Genomic DNA, 22,356 nt, shown 5'->3' on the forward strand with positions numbered 1-22,356 from the left:
CCTCGGTCTACTTGACGGCGATCGGGTTCACGGGGGCGCCGACGGCGCCGGTCACGCGCAGGGGGGCCGCGGTGAGCCAGAAGTCGTACCGGCCGTCCTCGGCGCAGTCGGCGGCGAGCGCGTCGAGGTCCCACATCTCGCCGATGAACAGGCCCATGTTCGGGATGGCGACCTGGTGCAGCGGCTGGAAGGCGACGTCGAACTCGTTGGGCCGGACCTCGAAGCCCCAGGTATCGGTGGCGATCCCGGCGATCTCGCTGGCGTGCAGCCAGTCGGCGGTGGTGAAGGACAGGCCCGGGGCGGCACCGCCGGCGTAGTCACCCCAGCCCTCCCGACGCGCACGGGTCAGCCGCCCGGTGCGCACCACGAGGAGGTCACCCCGGCCGACGCGGGACGACTCGCCCTGCGCCGCGATGGTGGCCTCCAAGTGCTCGGCGGTGATCGCGAAGCCGTCGGGCAGCTCGCCGTCGGTGCCGATCGCCCGTCCCACGTCGAGCAGCACGCCGCGGCCGGCGATCAGCGAGGCGACGGTCTCGATGCCGGTCACCGAGTCGCCGAGGCTGGTCACGACGTCGCCGGCGCGACGCCCGTTCCAGGCGTGGCCGTGGTCGAAGATGTGCCCGAGGCCGTCCCACTGGGTGGAGGCCTGCAGCGGCATGACGATGTAGTCGTCGGCCCCGCCGATGCCGTGCGGGAAGCCCTGCACGCCGCGCTCGGCGTCGACCCCCGTGTCGGTCATCGTGTGCACGGGGTTGTTCCGCCGCCGCCAGCCCTTCTGCGGGCCGTCCTCGTCGAAGGACTGCGACAGCGAGAAGCTCGCCCCCCGGCGGACCAGGGCCGCACCTTCGCGTCGCTTCGCCTCGTCGAGGAAGTTCAGCGTGCCCAGGACGTCGTCGGCGCCCCACCGACCCCAGTTCGAGCAGCGCTTCACGGCGGCGGCGATGGCGCCCTCGGGATCGGTGCGGTCCAGGCGGTCAGGGGTCTCGTGCATGTCCTCGACAGTGGGCCAGCCCACAGGAGTGAGGGAAGACGGAATGCCTGATGACGGTCATCAACGCGATGGATACGGTGCGCCCGTGAACATCGCGAGCCTGGACCTGAACCTGCTCGTGTCGCTCGACGCGCTCCTGCAGCAGCGCAGCGTCACGCGGGCCGCGGCGCAGATGGGACTGAGCCAGCCCGCCCTCTCGGCATCCCTGGCGCGGCTCCGCCGCCACTTCGACGACGAGCTGCTGACCCGTGTCGGCAACGAGTATCGCCTGACGCCGCTGGCCGTGCAGCTGAAGGAGCTGGCGCGGATCGCGCTGTCCGGCGTCGAGCGGGTGTTCTCCGCGCAGCCGGAGTTCGACCCGGCGTCCTCGACCCGCGAGTTCACGCTGCTGGTCAGCGACTACGTCGTCGCGGTGCTCGGCGACACGGTGGCCGGCCTGCTGGCGGAGGAGGCGCCGCACACCCGGCTGCGGCTGAGCACGCACTCGCCCGCGGTCGTGGACCGGGCGGAGCAGGCGCTGCTCTCCGCGGACCTCCTCTTCCTGCCGCCCGGCTTCCTCACGGACCTCTCCCGCCGTGACCTGTACCGCGACGAGTGGGTCTGCGTGGTGGCCGCCGACAACCCGGTCGCGGACGCAGGGCTGACGGTGTCCGACCTGGAGACCCTGCCGTGGGTGGCCACCTACCACGGGCCGACGGCGTCGACGCCGGCCGCGCGCCAGATGCGCATGCTGGGTATCGAGCCGCGGGTCCAGGTCGTCGTCGAGAACTTCCTGACCGTGCCCGCGCTGGTCTCCGGCAGCGACCGGATCGCCCTGCTGCAGCGCAGGCTGGTGGACCTGCTGCCGCTCAACATCGGCATCCGCGCGCTGCCGTGCCCCTTCGACGCGGGTCCGCTCATCGAGGCGATGTGGTGGCACCCGGTGTTCGACGACGACCCGGAGCACGCCTACCTCCGTGACCTCGTCGTGCGGGCAGCGAAGCTGGCCGTGGCGGCCCCGGCGGGTATCGACAGCACTGATACAGGGCAGCAGAAGAAGTGATTTCCGCTCGATCGCTCCGGTCCTGACACTTCGGCGGCAGTGATGCCCGTCACCGATGACGGACAGCTCGCGTCGAAGGGAACTTCATGACCCGCTCCTTGCGCCGGCTCGGCGTGACCGCCGTCCTCAGCCTGGTCGCCACCCTCGGCCTGGCCGCCTGCGGATCCTCCGAGGGGGACCCAGCCAGTTCCGGGAGCACGACCGGCGCCGCCGGCGGCGACTCGGCGGCGACCCAGGAGCTGCTCCAGGTGGCCTACGAGGGGCAGATGGGCACGCCCCCGACCACGCCGACGACGCCGGCCGAGGACGTCGAGCTCTGGGCCATCTCGTGCGGTGAGCAGATCCCGAGCTGCGCCACGCCGACGGCTGCGGTGCAGGAGGCGGCCGAGGCCGTGGGCTGGAGCGTGCGGCTGTGCGACGGGAAGCTGAACCCCAACGGCTGGGGTGACTGCGTGCGCCAGGCGGTCAGTGCCGGGGCCGACGTGGTGGTCCCGGTGGGCATCGACTGCGCCAGCATCCAGCAGCCGTTCCAGGAGGCGAAGGACGCCGGGGTCACCGTCGTGGGTGCCGGTGGCGCCGACTGCGATGCCGTCGGTGGCCAGCCGCTGTGGGCCAGCGAGCGGTTGCAGCTCGAGGGCATGAGCGTCAAGGAGAGCTTCGAGCTGCAGGGCAAGCTCGCCGCGGACTGGATCATCGGGACGACCGATGGACAGGCGAAGGTCCTCCACCTGGTCTTCACCGACCCGCTGTGGGGTCCGTGGCTGGCGGAGGGCTTCGAGAATGAGATCGCCACGTGCGGCGGCTGCGAGATCGTCGGCACGCTGGAGGTCGCCAACAACGACGTCATGACCGGTGCGCTGCCGCAGAAGTTCTCCACCGCCCTGCTGCAGGAGCCCGACATCGACTCGGTGTTCGTGCCGCTCGGCGGCTGGATGCCCGCCGGTCTCGCCCAGGCGGTCGTCTCCTCCGGGCGCTCGGCCGACCTGAACGTCATCAGCGGCCTCGGCAACGTCGCCAACATGGAGCTCATCCGCAGCGACGGGGGCCAGGACGCGATCGTCGGCTACCCGACGCAGTGGGGCGGCTGGGGCTCGGTGGACACCGCCATCCGGGTGCTCAACGGCGAGGAGCCGCTCGTCCAGGGCGACGGCTTCCAGGTCGTGGACGCGGAGCACAACCTGCCGCCCCAGGGCCAGGACTTCGAGCCGGTCGACTACCGCGCCGCCTACCAGGAGGCATGGGGGGTCTGACCCCTTCTCCCGCCGAGACCGGTGGCCGCCCGCGTCCCGGGCGGCCACCGGTGAGAGGACTTCCATGACAACGACGGCGACCCCGCCGGCGGCCGCGACGGACGTCGTCCTGCGCGTCTCCGGCATGACCAAGCGGTTCGGGGCGACCCTCGCCCTCGACGGCGCCGGCCTCGCCCTGCGGCGCGGCACCGTGCACGCCCTGGTGGGCGGCAACGGGTGCGGCAAGTCGACGACCATCAAGGTGCTGGCCGGGGTCCACCGGGCCGACGCCGGCCGCATCGAGGTGGCCGGTTCCTCGTGGACGGCCGCCGATTACGACGCGCGGGCCGGGCGGGCCGCCGGCCTGCGCTTCGTCCACCAGGACCTCGGCCTGTTCCCCGAGCTGTCGGTCGCGGAGAACGTCGCGCTCGACGCGGGCTACCCCCGGGGAGCGGCGGGCCGGGTCTCGTGGCGCGCCCTGCACCGGCGCGTCGCCGGGCTGCTGGCGGACTACGAGATCGACGCGGGGCCCTCGACCCCGGTCATGGCGCTGCGCCCGGCGCAGCGCACCCTGGTCGCGATCGCCCGGGCGCTCCAGGACCAGGAGAGCGACCGGCACCTGGTCCTCGTCCTCGACGAGCCCACCGCCACGCTGCCGCAGCACGAGTCCCAGGTGCTCCTGGAGGCGGTGCGCCGACGGGCGGACCACGGCCAGACGGTGCTGATGGTCAGCCACCGGATGCCCGAGGTGCTCGCGGTGTCCGACGACTTCACGGTGTTCCGCGACGGGCGCACGGTGGCCACGGTCGTGGACTCGCAGCCGACCGAACGCGAGCTGGTCGCGCTCATGACCGGCTCGCCTACGGCGGCCGAGCGGCCGGGGCCCCGGGCGGGCACCGACGCTCCCGGCGACGGCTCCGACGTCGTCCTCGACGTGGCGGGGCTGGCGGGGGGACCGCTGCGCGGGGTCGACCTGCAGGTCCGGCGGGGCGAGATCGTCGGCGTCACCGGGCTCGTGGGCTCCGGGCGCACCTCTCTGCTGAAGACCGTCTTCGGCGAGCACGAGCCGGAGGCGGGCACCGTGCGGATCGCCTCGGGGTCGGCCGGCGCGGACGCGGGGAGGGGTACGCCCCGCCGGATCGCGGCCGGCGTGGCCTACGTGCCGGAGGACCGCGGCGGGGAGGCCGCCTTCGCGGACCTCACCGTCCGGCACAACCTCTCGGCGACCGTGCTGCGCCGGTACTGGCGGCCGTGGGGCATGGCCGCCCGGCGGGAACGGGCGGAGGCGGCCGAGCTCATCCGCGAGCACGGCATCAAGGCGCCGTCGTCGGAGGTGCCGTTCGCGGCGCTGTCCGGCGGCAACCAGCAGAAGGCCGTGCTGGCCCGGTGGCTGCGCCGGTCGCCTTCGCTGCTGCTGCTCGACGAGCCGACCCAGGGCGTGGACGTGATGTCCCGCGCCGACATCTACCGCACCGTCCGCGAGACCGCCGCCGGCGGCTGCGCGGTCCTGGTCGCCTCCTCCGACCTGATCGAGCTGTGCTCGCTGTGCGACCGCGTGCTCGTGCTGCGGGACGGCCGCGTCGCCGCCCAGGTGCACGGCGCCGAACTGACCGCCGACCGGCTGACCGAACTGACCCAGAGCACCGACGAGACGCCCGGCCCCGCGCCGGCCCCAGGAGCCCAGCGATGAGCCTGACCAACACCGAGCACGTCGAGACCGGGTCGCCGGCCGATCCGGGGTCGACCGCCCCGGTGGAGGAGCCGCCCGCGGCCCGCTCGTCCGGGCTCAAGGGGTTCGCCGAACGGAACGCGCTGCTCGCGCTGCTGCTGGTGGTCATCGCCTTCTTCGCGCTCTACCCCGGCAGCTCGGACACCTTCTTCACCACGCAGAACGCCGGCGTGCTGCTCGGCAACCAGTCGGTGGTGGCGCTCCTGGCCCTGGCGGTGATCCTGCCGCTGGTCACCGGTTACTTCGACTTCTCCCTCGGCGCCATCGCGGCGACGTCCAGCGTGCTGACCGCGGGGCTGATGAGCTTCTCCGGCCTGCCGCTGGGCGTGGCGGTCGCGGTCGGCGTGGGGGTCGGCGCGGTCATCGGCGGGATCAACGGCCTGCTGGTGACCCGGTTCGGGCTCAACAGCTTCGTCACGACCCTCGGCATGGCGACGCTGCTGGGCGGCCTGATCCAGTGGTACACCGGCGGGCAGACGATCCTGGCCGGCATCGACCCGGCGCTGCCGCGGTTCGGCGGCTCCACCTGGCTCGGGCTCCCGCGGGTCGTGTTCGTGGTGGCGCTGGCCACGGTGGCCGTCTGGTACCTGCTGTCGCAGACCCCGTTCGGCCGCAGCCTCTACGCGATCGGGTCGAACCCCCGGTCCGCCCGGCTGGTCGGCGTGCGGGTCGACCGGTCGGTGTGGGCGACGTTCGTCCTGGCCGGCGCCCTCGCCGGGGTCACCGGCGTGCTCGCGCTCGCCCGGGCCGGCAGTGCGACGGCCGACAACGGGACCGCTCTGCTCTTCCCCGCGCTGGCCGCCGCGTTCCTCGGGGCCACCGCCGTCGTGCCCGGGTTCTTCAACGCGGTGGGCACGATCATCGGGGTGCTGTTCGTCTCGGTGGCGGTCAGCGGGCTGACCCTCTCCGGGGCCAGCGCGTGGGCCAGCCCGGTGTTCAACGGGGCGGCGCTGCTGGTCGCCGTCGGGCTGTCGCACTACCTGGGCCGCCACCGCGGGGCCCGGGCCGGCTGACCCGTCGCGTGGCGGGTGAGAGCACCGCTTCCCCGGGCCGCGGCGTCGACGACCGGGCGGCTGTCCCGGCGCCGGGCGGCGGGTGCGCGCACGGCGGTGGCCGAGCGGCCCGACGCGCCGCCCGCTGGGTGCTCAGCGGTAGACGACGTCGACGTTGCGGAAGGCGCCCAGCGCGTGGTCGGCGGCGAAGTGCGCGTGGTCCCGGCGCACCCGGGCGGCCGCCTCCTCGGCGCACCGCAGGACGTCGTCGACGAAGAGGTCCCGGCTGCCGATCGCATCCAGGATCGCCGGCTCGACGTCGTAGTCGACGATCCCGGTCTCGTCCGACATCGCGTGGGTGTGCGCCAGCACCCGGCCGCAGATCTCCGCGTAGTCCTTCCACTGGCGCTCCGAGAGCTCATCCAGGTCGATCGATTCCCGAAACGGCGCGCGCTCGCGGACCATGAAGCTGCGGCCCTCGATGTCCACGCTGCCGTAGAAGACGTCGCCGTTGACCAGGTGCGCGCGCTGGGCGTGCCGGATCCGGTCGGCCTGGCCGTCCACCACGTAGTCCGATGGAGGGACGAGATCCGCCAGGGCCGATCGACGGGCCTGCTTGCACTCCAGGAGCAGATCGTCGGTGCCGTTGGCGCGCGGCCCCTCGATCAGCACGTAGAACCGGGTGAGGCCCAGGGACGCCGTACCCGCACCCTTGCGCTCGGCGACGTCCTTCACGCGCATCCCGCGGGCCCGGTCGGGCACCGGCACCTCGTTGTCGGCGACGAAGCGGTCGATGATCTCCTGGAACTCGTCCCGGCGGCTGCTCACCGGGACCAGTTCCTCGTCCGTGCGGAAGCCGCTGCGGGACTCGTCGAGCAGGCCGGCCAGCCAGTCCGCGCGGGTGCCCTCCAGCGCGGCGTCGATCAGCTTCTTGATCAGTTTCGGGGAGTTGTCCAGCCGGAGCTGCTCGGAGTCCTCGGTGCCCTCGGCGGCGTAGGAGGCGATCCCGGCGACGTAGCCCCCGACGAACCGTCGGGCGACGGCGCGCTGCCTCTTGGCCCCGAGGCCACCCTCCTCCGCCGTGGCGAGCAGGAAGCCGACGGCGCCGCGCTTGAGGTCCCAGGTGAACGGCGCGTAGTAGGCGTCGTCGAAGTCGTTCACCCCGAAGATCGGGACGTTGTCCCCGCTCGGCATCACCCCGAAGTTGCCCGGGTGCACGTCACCGAGGGCGAGCACGGTGGGCAGCCGGGCGTCCTCACCGGCCAGGTCCCGGTAGAAGAGCAGCGCGGTGCCGCGGAAGAAGTGGAAGACCGACCGGGCCAGCTTGTCGAACTTCGCCTGCGCCTCGACGTCGCGGCTGGCGATGCGGGTCTCGTGGTCCTCGCGCACCGTCTCGCGGACGTGTATCCGGCGGTCGTTCCCTGACAGCATGCGCGGGATCGGCACCATCTCACCGGCCGCCCGGGCCTCGGCGAGCCGGCGGAAGGCGTCGACCCGGGAGCTGATCCGCCGCCGGCCGGGCCCGGGGCGGTCGGCCTCGTCCGGCGGGGCCATCCGCTTCCGCAGCTCGGCGACCAGCTGGTCCTTGGCCATCCTGCCGCGGCCGGGGATCGCGTGCTCGCGGGCCAGGCGCAGGAGCTCGTCACGGGTCGCGGTGGAGAGCTGCGAAGGGGAGTCCATGTCGTCCGCCTACCCGCCGGCCGGCCGGCCAGGCACGACGTTCGTGTGACGGTTCGCCGGCCGTCCGGTGCCTGCCCGGATCACCGGACGGCGGCGTCCTCGGCCTCGAGGGCGGCGTTCCACTCGCGCTTGCCCGACTGCCAGCGGTCCTCGGTGTCGCCGCGTCGCCAGTAGCCGGAGATCGACGTCCACTCCGGGTCCAGGCCCCGGACGGCCCGCAGGTGCCGGCGCAGCTCCCGCACGGCGTGGGCCTCGCCGTGCACGAACACGTGCCCGCTCCCGGGCGGCAGCGGCACCGCCCGCACGGCATCCACCAGCAGCGCACCGGGCTCGGCGCCGTCCCGGTGCAGCCAGCGCAGCTCCACGCCCGGGCCGACGGTGATCTCGGTCTGCTCCTCCTCGGGCCCGGCCACCTCGACGAACACCAGCGCCCGTGCGCCGGCGGGCAGCCGGTCGAGGGTCGCGGCGATCGCGGGGAGCGCGGCCTCGTCGCCGGCGATCAGGTGCCAGTCGGCGTCCGGACGGGGCGCGTAGGCGCCGCCCGGCCCCATGAACTGGATCCGGTCACCGGGCCGGGCCGCGGCGGCCCAGGGGCCGGCGAGCCCCTCGTCACCGTGGTGGACGAAGTCGATGGTCAGCTCACCCGCGGCGGCGTCCCACGCGCGCACCGTGTACGTGCGGGTGACCGGCCACTGGTCGGCGGGCAGCTCGGCACGCACCTGCTCGACGTCGTACGGAACGGCGTAGGACGCGTCCGCGGGCGGGAAGAGCAGCTTGACGTAGCGGTCGGTGAACTCACCGTCGGGAAAGCCGGCCAACCCCTCGCCGCCGAGCACGACGCGGACCATGTGCGGGGTGATCCACGAGGTCCGGACCACCTCGCCGATCCGGGGGGTCCGCTTGCGGGGCGGTCGTCCGTCGCCGTTCCGTGGCTCGCTCATCACGACTGGCGACGGTACAGAGGGCACCCTAACCCGGTCCGGGCACCCGGTTAGGGTGCCCTGCGTGGAGACCGTGGCTGCCGATCCCGACCGAAGCCCGGTGGCGGGGCCGACGGTCCTCGACGTCCTGGCCCTGGAGGAGATCGACCGCGATCTCTACCGGAGCACCCTGCTGTTCGCCGATCCGTTCCCGCTGTACGGCGGGCAGGTGGCCGCGCAGGCGCTGTACGCGGCCGGCCGCACGGTGGCGGCCGACCGCCTCCCGCACTCGCTGCACGGCTACTTCCTGCGCAGCGGTGATGCCGCGCGCCCGACGATCTTCCGCGTCGACCGCGACCGCGACGGCGGCTCGTTCTCGGCCCGGCGGGTGGTCGCCCTCCAGGGCGGCGAGGTCGTCTTCAGCATGTCGGCCTCCTTCTCGGTGCCCGGTCCGGGCCCGGATCAGCAGGTGCAGCCGACCCCCGCCGTCGAGCCGCCGGACGGGCTGCCGGCCTTCGAGCTGCCCCGGCTGTTCTCCGTGGAGGGCCGCCGGCCGCCGCAGCCCTTCCCGGACGCGCACTGGCCGACCCGGTTCTGGGCGCGGTCCACGGTGCCGCTGCCGGGGGACCGGCTGGTGCACGCCTGCGTGCTGACCTACCTCTCCGACATCGGGACCGGGCTGTCGGCGCTGCCCGACGACGAGGCCGCACCCGGCCCGAGCCTCGACCACGCCGTCTGGTTCCACCGCCACGCCCCGCTGGACGAGTGGGTGCTCATGGACATGGTTCCGCGCACCGTGTCCGGCGGGCGGGGCTGGTACACCGGATCGATCAGCACGGCCGGTGGCGTGCTCGCCGCGAGCTTCACCCAGGAGACGCTGTTCCGACCCGGCCGGAACCCCTTCCGCCCCGAGCGGTGACCGGCAGGCGCGCCGCGCCGACGGATCTGACGAACCCCGCGCGTCGACGGGCGGTCGTCAAGACGTCATGACGTATGGTCGGGTGAACCCGGCCCACGAGCGCGAGGAGCCAGCCGGTGCGCATCGGAATCCTGACCGGAGGCGGGGACTGCCCCGGCCTCAACGCCGTCATCCGTTCGGTGGTGCGCACCGCCGGTGCCCACTACGGCAGCGAGGTGATCGGCTTCCGCGACGGCTGGCGCGGCCTGCTGGAGAACCGCTGGACGCCGCTGGACGTGGCGGCGGTCGACGGCCTGCTCACCCGCGGTGGCACGACGCTCGGCTCGGCCCGCGTCGCACCGGAGAAGCTGCACGCCGGCATCGAGGAGATGATCGGCACGCTGGACGAGCACGGGGTCGACGTGCTGATCCCCATCGGCGGGGAGGGCACCCTGACCGCGGCGCACGTGCTGTCGGAGGCCGGCGTGCCGGTCGTGGGCATCCCCAAGACGATCGACAACGACATCGACGGCACCGATCTGACGTTCGGGTTCGACACCGCGGTCAGCATCGCCACCGAGCTCATCGACCGGCTGCACACGACCGCCGAGTCCCACCAGCGCGTGCTGCTGGTCGAGGTGATGGGCCGGCACGCCGGGTGGATCGCGCTGCACGCCGGACTGGCCGCCGGCGCCCACCTCACCCTGGTGCCCGAGGAGCCCTTCGACGTCGACGAGGTCGTCCGGCTGGTCTGCGAGCGGTTCGCCCGGGGGGATTCGCACGTCATCGGCGTCGTCGCCGAGGGCGCCGAGCCGCTGCCCGGCCAGATGGCGTTCCGCCGCGGCGGCGTCGACGAGTTCGGCCACCGCCGGTTCACCGGCGTCACCCAGCAGCTGGGGGAGGAGCTCGAGCGGCGCACCGGCAAGGAGGTGCGGGCCACCGTGCTGGGGCACGTCCAGCGCGGTGGGACGCCGACGTCGTTCGACCGCGTGCTGGCCACCCGTTTCGGCCTGCACGCCACCATCGCCGCGCACGAGGGCCGCACCGGTCAGATGGTGGCGCTGCGGGGGACGGAGATCGAGCTGGTCCCGCTGGCGCGCGCCGTCGCCCGGCTGAAGACGGTGACCCCCTCCCGGCTCGCCGAGATCCAGGCCTTCACCGGCTAGACCCCGGTGCCCGGCCGGGCCCACGGCGGGTCCAGCAGCGCCAGGGCCCGGTCGACGGCGGGCCGGACCGCGTCCGGAGTCGCGGCGGTCACGACCACCCCGAAGGTCATCCGGAGGGCGAGCAGCACGTCGTCGGCGGCGACCTCCCGGGGCACCGCCCCGGCGTCGCGGGCGGGGCGCAGGGCGGCCTCCACCAGCCCGAGCAGCCGTTCCGCCCCGTCGTACTCGGGCAGGTTCCGGCGGGCGTCGACGACCATCTCGACGAAGGCCGTCGTCCCGATGGCCTGGTCCACCAGGCAGCTCCACAGCCGGCCGAGGGCGCCGGCGTCGGGATCGGCGGCGATCGCCTCGAGCTCGGCGAAGTTGTCCTCGAAGACGGCGAACGCGAGATCCAGCCGCGTCGGGAAGTGCCGGTAGAGCACGCCCTGCCCCACGCCCGCCTCGCGGGCGATCGCGCTCAGCGGCACCCGGTAGCCACCCGCGGCCATGACCCGGCGGGCCGCCTGGAGGATCGCCCGCCGGTTGTCCGTGGCCGCAGCCGGGCCCCGGTTGACTCTCCCACCCGACGTGGCCATGCTCACACCTTAGCCATCCGGACAACCCTGTCCGGTTGACCGGCGAGGAGGGCACCGTGACCGCGAGCGTGGAGCAGTTCGACGAGACCTACGACGTCGTCGTGGTCGGTACCGGCGGCGCCGGCTTCGCCACCGCGCTGGGCGCCCTGGACGAGGGGCTCAGCGTGCTGCTGCTCGAGGGCACCGAGAAGTGGGGCGGGAGCACCGCGATGTCCGGGGGAGGCATGTGGCTGCCGGACAACCCGCTCATGCGCCGCGCCGGCGCCGGTGACTCCCGGGAGGAGGCGCTCACGTACCTGGAGGCGACGGTCGGGGACGAGGGGCGCGCCATGGCGCGGGAGCGCAAGGAGGCGTTCGTCGACGGGGTCGCCGACTTCGTGACGACGGCCGAGCGGCACGGCATCACCCTCGCTCGGGCGAAGGACTACCCCGACTACTACCCGGAGCTCCCCGGCGGCAAGATCGGCCGCTCGCTCGAGGCCGAGCCGCTGGACTCCAAGCAGATCGGCGACTGGTGGTCGACCCTGCGCAACGCGGTGCCGCTCCCGGTGAAGACCGACGACGTCTGGCTGCTGGGCCGGGCCTGGTCCACCCCGGGTGGCTTCGTGCGCGGCGCGCGGTTCGTGTTCCGCGCGCTCGGTGGTGTCGCCCGCGGGCAGCGGGTGGTCGGGATCGGCGTCGCTCTGGCCACCTCCTTCTGCAAGGCCGTCGTGGTCGACGGCAAGGTGCCGCTCTGGCTGGAGGCTCCGCTGGAGGACCTGGTCCTCGACGGCGAGCGCGTCGTGGGCGTGCGGCTCCGCCGCAACGGTCGCGAGGTGCGCATCCGGGCCCTGCGCGGCGTGATGCTGGCCGGCGGCGGGTTCGAGCACAACCGCGACTGGCGGCAGAAGCACCACGGCATCGACGGGGCGCCGTCGGGCAACCCCGGCAACGTCGGTGGCCCGATCGAGATCGCGCAGCGCGCGGGGGCGGCCCTGGAACTCATGGACGAGGCCTGGTGGGGTGCGTCGGTCGCGGCCCCCGCCGGGCACGCTCCGGCGTTCATCGTGGGGGAGCGGTCGATGCCCTACTCGCTGATGACCGACGCCGGCGGCGACCGCTTCGCCAACGAGTCGGAGTCCTACGTCGACCTCGGCCACCACATGCTCGAGCGCGGCTCGGACGGCCCGTTCTGGCTCATCGCCGATGCCCGGCACGCCCGCCGGTACCTGCGGACGTTCGCCCTGGACCCGCGGGCGAACAAGGCGATGCGCGAGGCCGGGATCATGGTCAAGGCGGGGAGCATCCCGCAGCTGGCCGAGCGGCTGGGCATGGAGCCGGCCCGGCTGCAGGCGACCGTCCAGCGGTTCAACGGTTTCGCCCGCGCCGGGGTCGACGGCGACTTCGGGCGGGGCAACTCCGCCTACGACCGCTACTACGGCGACCCGACCGTGCGCCCCAACCCCTGCCTCGGTCCCCTGGAGAAGGGCCCGTTCACCGCGTTCCGCGTGGTCATCGGTGACCTCGGCACCAAGGGCGGTGTGGTCACCGACGCCGACGGCCGGGCGCTGCGCAAGGACGGCTCGGTCATCGAGGGCCTGTACTCCGCGGGCAACAACTCCGCCTCCGTCATGGGCCGGACCTATCCCGGCCCGGGCTCGACCATCGGCCCCGCCACCGTCTTCGGGCTGCGCGCCGCCCGGCACATGGCCCGCCGGCCCGCCTGAGCCCGGCCCCCACCCTCCCGGCACGCGGACGCGCGCCGGTTCCCCTCACCCCAGGAGAGATGCGTGACCACCAGCACGTCCGGCCGGCTCGCCGGCAAGGTCGCCTACGTCACCGGCGCCGCCCGCGGCCAGGGCCGCGCTCACGCGGTCCGGCTCGCGGCCGAGGGCGCCGACATCATCGCGATCGACAACTGCGAGACGGCGAAGACCACGTCCTACGCCGGCCCCACCGAGGAGGACCTCGCCGAGACCGCCCGCCTGGTCGAGGCGCAGGGGCGGCGGATCCTGGCCCGCAAGGTCGACGTCCGGGACCTCGACGGGCAGACGGCGGTGGTCCGCGACGGAGTGGCGGAGCTCGGCCGCCTCGACGTCGTCGTCGCCAACGCCGGGATCTGCTCCGGCTCGATGTCCTGGGAGATCACGGTCGAGAAGTGGCAGGAGACGATCGACACGAACCTCACGGGCACCTTCTTCACGATGAAGGCGACCGTGCCGGTGCTGCTCGAGCAGGGCGCCGGCGGCTCGATCATCGTGATCAGCTCGGTGGCCGGCCTGCGCGGCCTGCCGTTCCTCGCGGACTACGCGGCCAGCAAGCACGGCATCGTCGGACTGGCGAAGACGATGGCCAACGAGCTCGGGCAGCACGGCATCCGGGTCAACACCGTGCACCCGCACGGGGTGGCCACCGGCATGCAGCCTGCGGAGATGTTCGAGCTCGCGCAGCAGTACGCCACAACGCTGGCCCCCATGCTGATGGGCGCGCTGCCGGACCCCATCTCCCAGCCCGAGGACATCGCGCATGCGGTGGCCTGGCTGGCCTCGGACGAGGCGCGGCACGTGACCGGCGTCCAGCTGCCGGTCGACCTCGGCATCCTCGGGCGCTGACGTGGCCCGCCTCGACCTGCGGGTGCGGCTGCTCGGGCGGGCGCTGCGGCTGGGGTCGGTCGCCACCCTGGACGACGAGCGGCTCGCTCGCGTCCAGCAGCGCTCGCCCGGGCACAACCCCGTGACCGACCTGCTCCTGGGCGGGGTGGCGCCGGGGGTGACCCTGCAGGACGCCGTCACCGCCGGCGCGGCAGGCCCGCTGGCGATGCGCGTCTACCGCCCCCGCGGCGCCGGCGGCGGGCCGCTGCCGCTCGTGGTCAACTTCCACGGGGGCGGCTGGGTGCTCGGCTCGCTCGACCAGGCCGACTGGCTGTGCAGCAACGTGGCCGCGACCGTGGGCGCCGTCGTGGTGTCGATCGACTACCGCCTCGCGCCGGCGCACCCGTGGCCCGCCGCGCCCGAGGACTGCTACGCGGCGCTGGTCGACGTCGCCGCCCGCGCCGGCGAGCTGGGGGCCGATCCGGGCCGGCTGGCGGTCATGGGCGACAGCGCCGGGGGGAACCTGGCCGCGGTCGTCGCGCTCATGTCCCGCGACCGGTCCGGGCCGGCGATCGCCGTCCAGGCGCTGCTCTACCCGGCGACCGACCTGACGTTCGGCAGCGCCTCCATCGCCGAGAACGCCGATGCCCCCGTCCTCACCCGGCGCGACATGGAGGCCTACCGCGCGCACTACCTGGGCGACCGGGACCGTGCGCACCCGTACGTCTCGCCGCTGCTCGCCGCCGACCACGGCGGCCTGCCGCCGGCGCTGGTGCAGGTCGCCGAGCACGACCCGATCCGCGACGACGGGCTGCGCTACGCCGATGCGCTCCGGGCCGCCGGGGTGCCCGTACGGGCGACGACCTACGTCGGGATGCCCCACGGGTACCTGGCCTTCCCGAGGCTCTGCCGCAGCGCACCGCAGGCCCTCGCCGAGCTGTGCGCGGAGCTGTCGTCCGCCCTGGGGGCGGCCGCGGGCTGATGCCCGCCCCGCCGGTCGGGCCGGCGCGTGGTGGTGCCGGCACGGGGCGGCACCACCACGACCCGCCCCGGCGCACGGTCAGACGAGGATGCGGTGGCCGTGCACCCGGTCGGCGGCCTCGGCGGCCAGGAGCATCCGGCGGACCGGGCGGTAACGGCCCTCGCGGAGGGTGCGCGCCCGGTCCGGGTCGGTCCGCGCCAGACCCTCGGTGGCGGCGAGGTCGGCCTTGTTCTCCACCAGCTTCACCAGGCGGGCGAGCGGGTGGGCGGCCACCCGGCGGACGAATCCGGACAGGTACGGCTCGCCCGGGCGCGGGGTGCCCGCGTCGATCGCCTCCACCACCACGCCCGGCACCCCGAGCGCCCGCAACCGGTCGAGGTCGTACCGGCGGGCCGGGTCGGGGTGGTCGCGGGTGCCCGCCACGACGTCCTTGAGCACGCCGGCCATCTCGGCTTCGGGGCCGAAGGGCCGGAGCGCCTCGGCGAGCGGCCGCAGCTGCGCCAGGTAGTGGTCGCGGCCGTCCTCGTCCACCTGGCCCTCGTGCACCTCCAGGGCGAGGAGGTGGGCGTCGGGAAGGGTGAAGGGCACGCACCGAGGCTAGGCACCCTTCGCCGGACCGGCCGCCCTCGGCCGTGGACCAGGGGCGGCGTGCCCGCGCCTAGGGGACGTCGTGGAAGGTCATCTCCGGCTCGCCGGTCACCAGTTCCGGGACCCTCCGCAGGAAGTCGCGGGTGTGCTCGTGCGCCATGTGCCGATCCAGCGCCGCGCGGTCGGTCCAGATCTCCACCCCGAGGACGCGGTCGGGATCGTCGAGATCGACGGCGAAGTCGTAGGTCACGCACCCGGCGTCGGCGCGGGTGGCCGCGGCGACGGCCCGAGCCGCCGCGACCAACTCGTCGCGGCGCCCGGGGGCTGCCTCGGCGCTGGACAGGACGATCAGCACGGTCAGTCCTCCATCAGGGCGAGCTGCTGGTTGATCTCGCGAGGGTTCGTGTCGCCGGCGACCTTCTGCAGGAACGGAGTGTGGTCGAACAGGAAATCGCGGAGCGGACGCAGCGGCGCAGGCGCGTGGTGGAACACCTTGCCGAGCAGGTAGGCCTGCTGGACCTGCCTGGCGGTGTGGGGCTTGCGCGGGTCCTCGTAGGACTGCAACGCGCGGGAGACGGCGACGGGGTCGGTGAGATCGACGCCGCGCAGCGCCCGGCCGAGGAAGTAGCCGTCCTCGATGGACATCCCGGCGCCGTAGGCGGCGTAGGGCGAGGTCGGGTGGGCCGCGTCGCCGACCAGCGTGGCGCGGCCCCTGGACCACTGCTTCAAGGCGGGGCGGTCGCGCAGCACCCAGCGCTGCACGTCCTCCGGCTCGGTCGCCGCGATCAGCCCGGGCAGGGGAGCGGGGAACCCGGAGGCGAGCTCGGTGGCGGTGGTCTTGAGATCGGCCGGTGCCGGGGCGTCGGGGTCGGTCGCCGTGAGCACCCACCACTGGTGGCCGTCGCGGCCCTTGTGGCGGATCGAGGTCCAGCTGCCCTGGGTCACCGCGCTGTGGGTGAGGACGCAGGTGTTCGGCCGGGTGCCTCCGGTCTCGGCGAAGGTGAAGCCGCCGAAGATGTGCAGCCGGTGCTCACGCTTGGGTGCATCGCCCCACAGCGTGCGCCGGACGAGCGAGTCGATGCCGTCGGCGCCGACGAGGAGGTCGTGCTCGGCAGTCGTGCCGTCGGCGAAGTGCAGGGTCACGGTGCGCTCGTCCTGCTCGATCCGGTCCACCTGCTGCCCGAAGCGGAGCACGCCCGGCGGGATGGCGGCGAGCATCCGCTCGTACAGCTCCGGGCGGAGCAGGCCGATGAACCCGCCGCCGAACTCCCGCTTGACGTCCTCGTCCAGCTTCACGCGCACCCTCACGTGCCCGCGCAGGTTGTGGAACTCGGAGTCGGTGGGGGCGCCCAGGTCGTCGGTGTCCACCCCGAGCGCCCGCAGCGCCTTCAGCGGCGGCGGCCACAGGTTGAGGATGTTGCCCGCCGGGCGGGCCTCCCGGTAGCGCTCGTAGACGACGACGTCGTGCCCGGCGGCGAGAGCGCCGAGGGCGGCGGCCATGCCGGCCGGGCCGGCGCCGAGGACGGCGACCCGGCCGCGCGGGACGGGGGAGGGAGGAAGGGGCACGGCACACCTCGTCGTGGTCAGAACGGTAGCGCTCGCTACCGTTGGTGGCAGACAGTAGTGCGCGTCACAGTCCTGTCAAGACGTCCGGAGCGGGGAGGATGCACGCGTGGACGACCTCCCTCCCCCCGACCTCGGCGTCCGGCTGCCGCAACAGCGCCGGAGCCGGGAGACGTGGGCGCGGGTCCTCGACGCCGGCGTCGCGCTGCTCGAGGACACCGGCTACGACGGGTTCACGATCGCGGCGGTGTGCGCACGGGCCCAGGTGGCGCCGACCGCTCTGTACGCCCGCACGACCAGCAAGGACGCCCTGTTCCTCGCCGTCTACGAGCACGGCATCGCCCGGCTGCGGGCCGACCAGGAGGTGTTCGCGGACGGTCCGCGCTGGGCGGGGTTGCCCCCGGCGCAGCTCGTGCGGAGCGCCGTGGCGGAGATGGTGAGCATCTCGCTGCGCCACCAGCGATTCCTCCGCGCAGTGGTCCTGGTCTCGGCCGCGCATGCGGAGGTGCAACGTCGCGGGTCCCGCTACAGCCAGGAGCTGGGCAGCGCCTTCGCGCGCGTGGTGCTGCGGGAGCGCGGTGCCGTCCGGCACGCCGAGCCGGAGGCCGCCGTCCGCTCCTGCTTCGGGACGGTGTTCGCCGCCTCGATCATCCGGGTCGCCTACGGTCCTGGCTTCGCCTCGCCCGCGCCGGTCGACGACGAGGCGTTCGTCGCCGACCTGGGGGAGACGGCGGTGCGCTACCTGCTGGGCGAGGTCGCCGGTTGACGTGCCGGCCCCCCGGTGAGCCCCGGACGGGTCGCCTGGTCAGCCGGCGAGGACGGCGAGCACGGGGCGTGGGGCGTCGCCGACCGGCTGCGGGGTCGACGGCACCGTGCCCCACCTGCGCAACGTGATGGGCTGTGGCTGCCGCAGGCGTCGTTGCGCTCGGGACGGCCGCCGGCCGCCCCGAGGACCTGGCCGACCTGCTCGCCGCGGCGGCCCGGGTGCCGGCCTTCACCGCGGTCGTCGACCCCGACGACGCCCGGTTCCTGCCGCCGGGGGACATGCCGGCGCGCATCGCCGAGGCCTGCCGGGAGACCGGGCAGACCGTCCCTTCGAGCCGGGCCGAGACGGTGCGCTGCATCCTCGACAGCCTCGCGCCGGCCTACCGGCGCACCCTCCGCCGGGCGGCGGAGCTCTCCGGTCGGGACGTCGAGGTGGTGCACCTGGTCGGCGGGGGCGCCCGCACCGAGTTGCCGTGCCAGCTGACCGCGGACGCGTGCGGCCTGCCGGTGGTCGCCGGCCCGGTCCAAGCAGGGGCCCTCGGCAACGCTCTGGTCCAGGTCCGTGCCGCCGGGGTGCTCACGGGAGGGCTCGCCGAGCTGCGGGCGCTCCTCCGGGCCACCCAGGAGGCGCGCACGTACCTCCCCTCGTCCGGTGCGGCGGCGGCTGCCCCCTCGAAGCGGCCGGGCGATCACACCACCCCGGTGCCGTCCGACGGCGTGCAGATCGTCGCCTCTCCCGGCCGGCCGGTGGCCGACCGGTAGGCGGCGGTGATCGCCGCGGCCGCCGCTGCCGCGGAGTCGCGCGCGACCAGCGCCACCGCGCACCCCCCGAAACCGGCGCCGGTCAGCCGGGCCCCGAGGACCCCCGCCGTGCCGCGGGCGATGTCGACCAGTGCGTCCAGCTCCGGCACGCTCACCTCGTAGTCGTCGCGCAGCGAGGCGTGCGACCGGTCCATGAGCTCCCCGAAGGCGAGCGCGTCTCCGCGCCGGAGCGCGTCGGCGGCGGCCAGCACCCGGGCGTTCTCCCCGACGACGTGCCGCGCCCGGCGCAGCTGCACGTCGTCGAGGAGGTGCGCGTGCTCGGCCAGCAGGTCGGGGGAGACGTCGCGCAGCGCCCGTAGCCCGGGATCGACGGTGCTGAGCACGGCGACGGCGGACTCGCACTCGGCCCGTCGGTCGTTGTACGCCGAGCCGGCCAGGGTGCGCGGGACGGCGCTGTCGAGGACGAGGATCGCCGTCCCGGCCGGCACGGGGACCGCCTCGGTGCGCAGGCTGCGGCAGTCGACGAGCACCGCGTGGCCGGCCAGGCCGCAGGCGATCGCGAGCTGGTCCATGATCCCGGTGCGCACGCCGATGACGTCGTTCTCCACCCGCTGGCCCAGGCGGGCCAGCGTCTCCGGTGGGAGCGCGTCCCCGGTCAGCGCCAGCAGCGCGACCATCACCCCGAGCTCCAGCGACGCGGACGAGGACAGCCCGGCCCCGATCGGCAGGTCGCTGTCGATCACCAGGTCCGCGCCCGGCAGCTCGTACCCCTCGTCCCGGAGGACGGCCGCGGCCCCGGCCACGTAGCGCGACCACCCGGGGCCCTCCTGCGGCCGCAGGTCGGCCACCGCCCGCTCGTCGTCGCCCCCCATGCGCACCGCGGTGGTGCGCAGCCGGCCGTCCCGCCGCCGGCGGGCGGCCACCACCGTGCCGCGGTCCAGGGCGGCGGGGAGCACGAAGCCGTCGTTGTAGTCGGTGTGCTCGCCGATCAGGTTGACCCGCCCGGGCGAGCGGACGACGAGTTCGGGCTCGCCCCCCACCGTCCGGGCGAAGGTCTCGCGGGCCGCGGCGTCGCTCACGCGGTCACCTCGCGCAGCCGGGCGGCCGCGCTCTCGGGCGTGAGGTCGCGCTGCGGTTGGGCCAGCATCTCGTAACCGACCATGAACTTGCGCACCGTCGCCGAGCGCAGCAGGGGCGGGTAGAAGTGCCCGTGCAGGTGCCAGCCGGGGTGCTCCTGCCCGTCGGTGGGCCGCTGGTGCAGGCCCATCGTGTACGGGAAGGGCACACCGAACAGCCCGTCGTAGCAGCGGGCGAGCCGGCCCAGCGCGCCGGCCAGCGCGTCGCGCCGAGCGCCGTCGAGGTCGGGCACCGCACCGCAGTGGGCGCGCGGGAGCACGAGGGTCTCGAACGGCCAGACCGCCCAGAAGGGGACCAGCACGGTGACGTGCTCGTCGCGGAAGACGACGCGCTCGCCCTCGGCCTCCTCGACGGCCAGGTAGTCGCAGAGCAGGCAACGGCCCGCATCGGCGGCGGCCTGCTGGGTGGCGAGCTCGCGCACCGCCTCGGTGGGCAGCCGTTCCTGCGCCCAGATCTGGCCGTGCGGGTGCGGATTGCTGGCACCCATCGCCGCGCCCCGGTTCTCGAACACCTGCACCCAGCTGACCCACTCCAGCCCGCCGAGCTCGGTGTACTGGTCTGCCCAGGTGTCCACCACCCCGCGGATCCGGTCCTCCGGCAGCTGCCCGAGCGCGAGGTCGTGCCGGGGCGAGTAGCAGATCACCCGGCACGCACCCCGCTCGCTCTCGGCGACCAGCAGGCCGGATCGGTCCGTGGCCGCGGCCGGCACGTCCGGGGTCAGCGCCGCGAAGTCGTTGTCGAAGACGAAGGTGCCGTCGTACCGGGGGGTGCGCTGCCCGCCGGCCCGCTCGTTGCCCGGGCAGAGGTAGCAGCCGGGGTCGTAGGCGGGCAGCCGGGGCACCGCCGGGTCCTCCGCCTGCCCCTGCCAGGGGCGCGCCGTGCGGTGCGGGGAGACGAGGACCCACTCGCCGGTGAGCGGGTTGCGCCGTCGGTGCGTCGAGTCGAACACCCGCTCAGCATGCGGGACCACCCGAGGGGGCTTCATCGCCAGGACCGGTGCGTCTCCGGGCGATGAAGCCTCTCGAGCGCGGGTTGGCTACGCCGGGACCGGCCGCTCCCGGCGCGGGTCGTCGTCGCGGCCCTCGTCGAGGACGACGACCTCGTCGACCGCCTCCGGCCCGGAGAGCGCGGCCAGCTCCTCCTCGGAGTTGACCGCCTCGCCGCGCGCGACCATGCCGGCGAAGTCCGACAGCGGGATCTCCTTCAGCGCCAGCGCCAGCAGGAACGCGACGGCCAGGACCGGCACCAGGTACCAGAACACCGGGGCGAGGCTGCTGGCGTAGGCGTCGACGATCGCGGACCTCAGCGGCTCCCCGGCGGCGTCCACCGCGGCGGGCACCAGGGTGTCCGGCGAGATGATGCCGGCGCGGGCCGCCTGCTCGGCGTTCGTGGTCAGCGCTCCCGTCAGGTTCTCGGCCAGCCGGCTGGTGAACAGCGTGCCGAAGACCGCGACGCCCAGGGTGGCGCCGACCTCGCGGAAGTAGTTGTTCGTCGAGGTGGCCGTACCGATCTGGGTGGCGGGCACCGCGTTCTGGGCCGCCAGCACGACGTTCTGCATGACCAGGCCGAGGCCCGCGCCGAGCAGGAAGAACATCGCGCCGATCGTCCAGAGCGAGGTGTCGCCGGTGAGGCTGGTCATCCACACCATCGCCGCCGTGATCACGCCGACGCCGGCGACGGTGAAGACCTTGTACCGGCCGCTCTTGGCGATGTACACGGCCGAGCTCTGGATCGTGACGATGATGCCGGCCGTCATCGGCAGCATCAGCAGGCCGGAGTTCGCCGCGGACAGCCCGGAGGCCATCTGCAGGAACGTGGGCATGAACGCGATGGCGGAGAACATGCCCAGGCCGACGGCCAGGCCCAGCGCGGTGGCGACCACGAAGGTGGGGTTGCGGAAGAGCGTCATCGGGATGATCGGCTCGGCGGCGCGGCGCTCGATCGCCACGAAGACGGCGGTGGCGGCCACCAGCGCGGCGAGCAGCGACAGCGCCTGCCACGATCCCCAGCCGTCACGCCCGCCGAAGTCGGTGAACAGCACCAGGGACGTCGTCGCGGCCGACAGCGCCAGGATGCCCGCGTAGTCCACCGGGGTCGTGCTCCGCTTGCGCGGCAGGGTCAGGGCGAACCAGCCGATGGCGAGCACCGCCAGGCCGACCGGCACGTTGATCCAGAACGCCCACTCCCAGCCGAACGCCGGGTGGTCGGTGAAGAACCCGCCGACCAGCGGGCCGGCGACGGCGGAGAGGCCGAAGAGCGCGCCGATCGGGCCCATGTACTTGGCCCGCTCCCGGGCCGGGACGATGTCGGCGATGATCGCCTGGGCCAGGATCATCAGCCCGCCGCCGCCGAGGCCCTGCACCCCGCGCCAGACGACCAGCCAGGTGAAGTCCGGTGACAGCGCGGCGCCGATGCTCGCGACGGTGAACAGGCCGATCGCGATGAGGAACAGGGTCCGGCGGCCCCAGAGGTCGCCGAACTTCCCGTAGACCGGCATGACCAGGGTGGTGGCCAGCAGGTAGGCGGTGGTCATCCACGCCATGTGGGAGACCCCGCCCAGCTCGCCGACGACGGTCGGCATCGCCGTCGAGACGATCGTCTGGTCGAGGGCGGCCATGAGCATGCCGGCGAGCAGGGCGGCGAAGATCGTGTTGATCCGCCGCCGGGTCAGGACGATCGGCGGGGCACCGGCGTCGGTCGGTGCCGTGGTGGGGGCGGGCAACGGAGCTCCTCGGGGAAGGACGGCGCTGGGCGGCAGCGTGGACTC

At 74.2% G+C, this 22,356-nt stretch carries 21 protein-coding genes; 11 read left to right on the forward strand and 10 right to left on the reverse strand.

From position 1 onward, the window contains the following. Positions 1-7: 7 nt before the first annotated feature. Positions 8-991 (reverse strand): cyclase family protein, encoded by a 984-nt coding sequence (locus tag ACI79S_RS06460; protein ID WP_456592613.1) that lies wholly within the window; start codon positions 989-991, stop codon positions 8-10. Positions 992-1,076: 85 nt separating this feature from the next. Between ACI79S_RS06460 and ACI79S_RS06465 the strand changes: the two genes are divergently transcribed. The 4 genes from ACI79S_RS06465 (at position 1,077) to ACI79S_RS06480 (ending at position 6,004) form a co-directional block, all read left to right on the forward strand. Continuing rightward, complete coding sequence (locus tag ACI79S_RS06465) at positions 1,077-2,033, forward strand: LysR family transcriptional regulator (protein ID WP_456592614.1); 957 nt, start codon at positions 1,077-1,079, stop codon at positions 2,031-2,033. 86 nt (positions 2,034-2,119) lie between these two features. Further along, the gene (locus ACI79S_RS06470) at positions 2,120-3,283 is read left to right on the forward strand and encodes a substrate-binding domain-containing protein (RefSeq protein WP_456592615.1); all 1,164 of its coding nucleotides are present in this window, start codon (positions 2,120-2,122) and stop codon (positions 3,281-3,283) included. Between the two features lie 64 nt (positions 3,284-3,347). Further along, positions 3,348-4,952, forward strand: coding sequence for a sugar ABC transporter ATP-binding protein (locus tag ACI79S_RS06475; RefSeq protein WP_456592616.1), 1,605 nt, complete (start codon positions 3,348-3,350; stop codon positions 4,950-4,952). Then, on the forward strand, positions 4,949-6,004 hold the full coding sequence (locus ACI79S_RS06480; RefSeq protein ID WP_456592617.1) for an ABC transporter permease: 1,056 nt from the start codon (positions 4,949-4,951) through the stop codon (positions 6,002-6,004). Before ACI79S_RS06475 ends, ACI79S_RS06480 begins: the two co-directional genes overlap by 4 nt. 132 nt (positions 6,005-6,136) lie before the next feature. Here ACI79S_RS06480 and ACI79S_RS06485 read toward each other — a convergent pair whose 3' ends face one another. Together ACI79S_RS06485 and ACI79S_RS06490 are read right to left on the reverse strand one after the other, a co-directional pair. Further along, entirely contained in the window at positions 6,137-7,663 is a 1,527-nt protein-coding gene (locus tag ACI79S_RS06485; RefSeq protein WP_456592618.1) for a DUF2252 family protein, read from the reverse strand. An 80-nt stretch (positions 7,664-7,743) separates the two neighbouring features. Beyond that, positions 7,744-8,604, reverse strand: a complete 861-nt coding sequence (locus ACI79S_RS06490; protein ID WP_456592619.1) for a siderophore-interacting protein — start codon at positions 8,602-8,604, stop codon at positions 7,744-7,746. A gap of 64 nt (positions 8,605-8,668) precedes the next feature. Between ACI79S_RS06490 and ACI79S_RS06495 the strand changes: the two genes are divergently transcribed. Both ACI79S_RS06495 and ACI79S_RS06500 read left to right on the forward strand, forming a co-directional pair. Beyond that, positions 8,669-9,502 (forward strand): acyl-CoA thioesterase, encoded by an 834-nt coding sequence (locus ACI79S_RS06495; RefSeq protein ID WP_456592620.1) that lies wholly within the window; start codon positions 8,669-8,671, stop codon positions 9,500-9,502. Positions 9,503-9,618: 116 nt separating this feature from the next. Then, positions 9,619-10,647, forward strand: a complete 1,029-nt coding sequence (locus ACI79S_RS06500) for an ATP-dependent 6-phosphofructokinase (RefSeq protein WP_456592621.1) — start codon at positions 9,619-9,621, stop codon at positions 10,645-10,647. Here ACI79S_RS06500 and ACI79S_RS06505 read toward each other — a convergent pair. After that, complete coding sequence (locus ACI79S_RS06505) at positions 10,644-11,222, reverse strand: TetR/AcrR family transcriptional regulator (protein ID WP_456592622.1); 579 nt, start codon at positions 11,220-11,222, stop codon at positions 10,644-10,646. The genes ACI79S_RS06500 and ACI79S_RS06505 overlap by 4 nt on opposite strands. 56 nt (positions 11,223-11,278) lie before the next feature. Between ACI79S_RS06505 and ACI79S_RS06510 the strand changes: the two genes are divergently transcribed. The 3 genes from ACI79S_RS06510 to ACI79S_RS06520 all read left to right on the forward strand — a co-directional run bounded on the left by ACI79S_RS06510 (position 11,279) and on the right by ACI79S_RS06520 (position 14,774). Beyond that, positions 11,279-12,928, forward strand: coding sequence for an FAD-binding protein (locus ACI79S_RS06510; RefSeq protein WP_456592623.1), 1,650 nt, complete (start codon positions 11,279-11,281; stop codon positions 12,926-12,928). 63 nt (positions 12,929-12,991) lie between these two features. Beyond that, entirely contained in the window at positions 12,992-13,813 is an 822-nt protein-coding gene (locus ACI79S_RS06515) for a mycofactocin-coupled SDR family oxidoreductase (protein ID WP_456592624.1), read from the forward strand. Between the two features lies 1 nt (position 13,814). Next, complete coding sequence (locus ACI79S_RS06520) at positions 13,815-14,774, forward strand: alpha/beta hydrolase fold domain-containing protein (protein WP_456592625.1); 960 nt, start codon at positions 13,815-13,817, stop codon at positions 14,772-14,774. 78 nt (positions 14,775-14,852) lie between these two features. On the opposite strand, the gene ACI79S_RS06525 is transcribed toward ACI79S_RS06520, so the two are convergent. The 3 genes from ACI79S_RS06525 to ACI79S_RS06535 form a co-directional block, all read right to left on the reverse strand. Continuing rightward, complete coding sequence (locus ACI79S_RS06525; RefSeq protein WP_456592626.1) at positions 14,853-15,362, reverse strand: phosphohydrolase; 510 nt, start codon at positions 15,360-15,362, stop codon at positions 14,853-14,855. Positions 15,363-15,432: 70 nt separating this feature from the next. Next, positions 15,433-15,717: a putative quinol monooxygenase gene (locus ACI79S_RS06530; protein ID WP_456592627.1), complete on the reverse strand. Its 285-nt coding sequence runs from the start codon at positions 15,715-15,717 to the stop codon at positions 15,433-15,435. 2 nt (positions 15,718-15,719) lie between these two features. Further along, positions 15,720-16,928 carry an FAD-dependent oxidoreductase gene (locus tag ACI79S_RS06535; protein ID WP_456592628.1) on the reverse strand — a complete coding sequence of 403 codons (1,209 nt, stop codon included), beginning with the start codon at positions 16,926-16,928 and terminating at the stop codon, positions 15,720-15,722. 106 nt (positions 16,929-17,034) lie between these two features. Between ACI79S_RS06535 and ACI79S_RS06540 the strand changes: the two genes are divergently transcribed. Both ACI79S_RS06540 and ACI79S_RS06545 read left to right on the forward strand, forming a co-directional pair. Continuing rightward, positions 17,035-17,691 carry a TetR/AcrR family transcriptional regulator gene (locus ACI79S_RS06540; RefSeq protein WP_456592629.1) on the forward strand — a complete coding sequence of 219 codons (657 nt, stop codon included), beginning with the start codon at positions 17,035-17,037 and terminating at the stop codon, positions 17,689-17,691. A 134-nt stretch (positions 17,692-17,825) separates the two neighbouring features. Then, positions 17,826-18,452: an FGGY-family carbohydrate kinase gene (locus tag ACI79S_RS06545; protein ID WP_456592630.1), complete on the forward strand. Its 627-nt coding sequence runs from the start codon at positions 17,826-17,828 to the stop codon at positions 18,450-18,452. Here the strand turns inward: ACI79S_RS06545 and galK are convergent. The 3 genes from galK to ACI79S_RS06560 all read right to left on the reverse strand — a co-directional run bounded on the left by galK (position 18,380) and on the right by ACI79S_RS06560 (position 22,311). Then, positions 18,380-19,531 carry a galactokinase gene (gene galK, locus ACI79S_RS06550; RefSeq protein WP_456592631.1) on the reverse strand — a complete coding sequence of 384 codons (1,152 nt, stop codon included), beginning with the start codon at positions 19,529-19,531 and terminating at the stop codon, positions 18,380-18,382. The genes ACI79S_RS06545 and galK overlap by 73 nt on opposite strands. Beyond that, complete coding sequence (locus ACI79S_RS06555) at positions 19,528-20,538, reverse strand: UDP-glucose--hexose-1-phosphate uridylyltransferase (RefSeq protein WP_456592632.1); 1,011 nt, start codon at positions 20,536-20,538, stop codon at positions 19,528-19,530. The genes galK and ACI79S_RS06555 overlap by 4 nt, the downstream gene beginning before the upstream one ends. Positions 20,539-20,625: 87 nt before the next feature. Then, positions 20,626-22,311, reverse strand: coding sequence for an MDR family MFS transporter (locus tag ACI79S_RS06560; protein WP_456592633.1), 1,686 nt, complete (start codon positions 22,309-22,311; stop codon positions 20,626-20,628). Between the last annotated feature and the right edge of the window lie 45 nt (positions 22,312-22,356).

It is taken from the genome of Blastococcus sp. SYSU DS1024, from assembly GCF_054050795.1.

Coding starts and splice junctions, on each gene's coding strand:
- ACI79S_RS06470 (WP_456592615.1), top strand. CDS start 2,120: ATGACCCGCTCCTTGCGCCGGCTCGGCGTGACCGCCGTCCTCAGCCTG.
- ACI79S_RS06505 (WP_456592622.1), bottom strand. CDS start 11,222: ATGGCCACGTCGGGTGGGAGAGTCAACCGGGGCCCGGCTGCGGCCACG.
- ACI79S_RS06460 (WP_456592613.1), bottom strand. CDS start 991: ATGCACGAGACCCCTGACCGCCTGGACCGCACCGATCCCGAGGGCGCC.
- ACI79S_RS06475 (WP_456592616.1), top strand. CDS start 3,348: ATGACAACGACGGCGACCCCGCCGGCGGCCGCGACGGACGTCGTCCTG.
- ACI79S_RS06490 (WP_456592619.1), bottom strand. CDS start 8,604: ATGAGCGAGCCACGGAACGGCGACGGACGACCGCCCCGCAAGCGGACC.
- ACI79S_RS06485 (WP_456592618.1), bottom strand. CDS start 7,663: ATGGACTCCCCTTCGCAGCTCTCCACCGCGACCCGTGACGAGCTCCTG.
- ACI79S_RS06480 (WP_456592617.1), top strand. CDS start 4,949: ATGAGCCTGACCAACACCGAGCACGTCGAGACCGGGTCGCCGGCCGAT.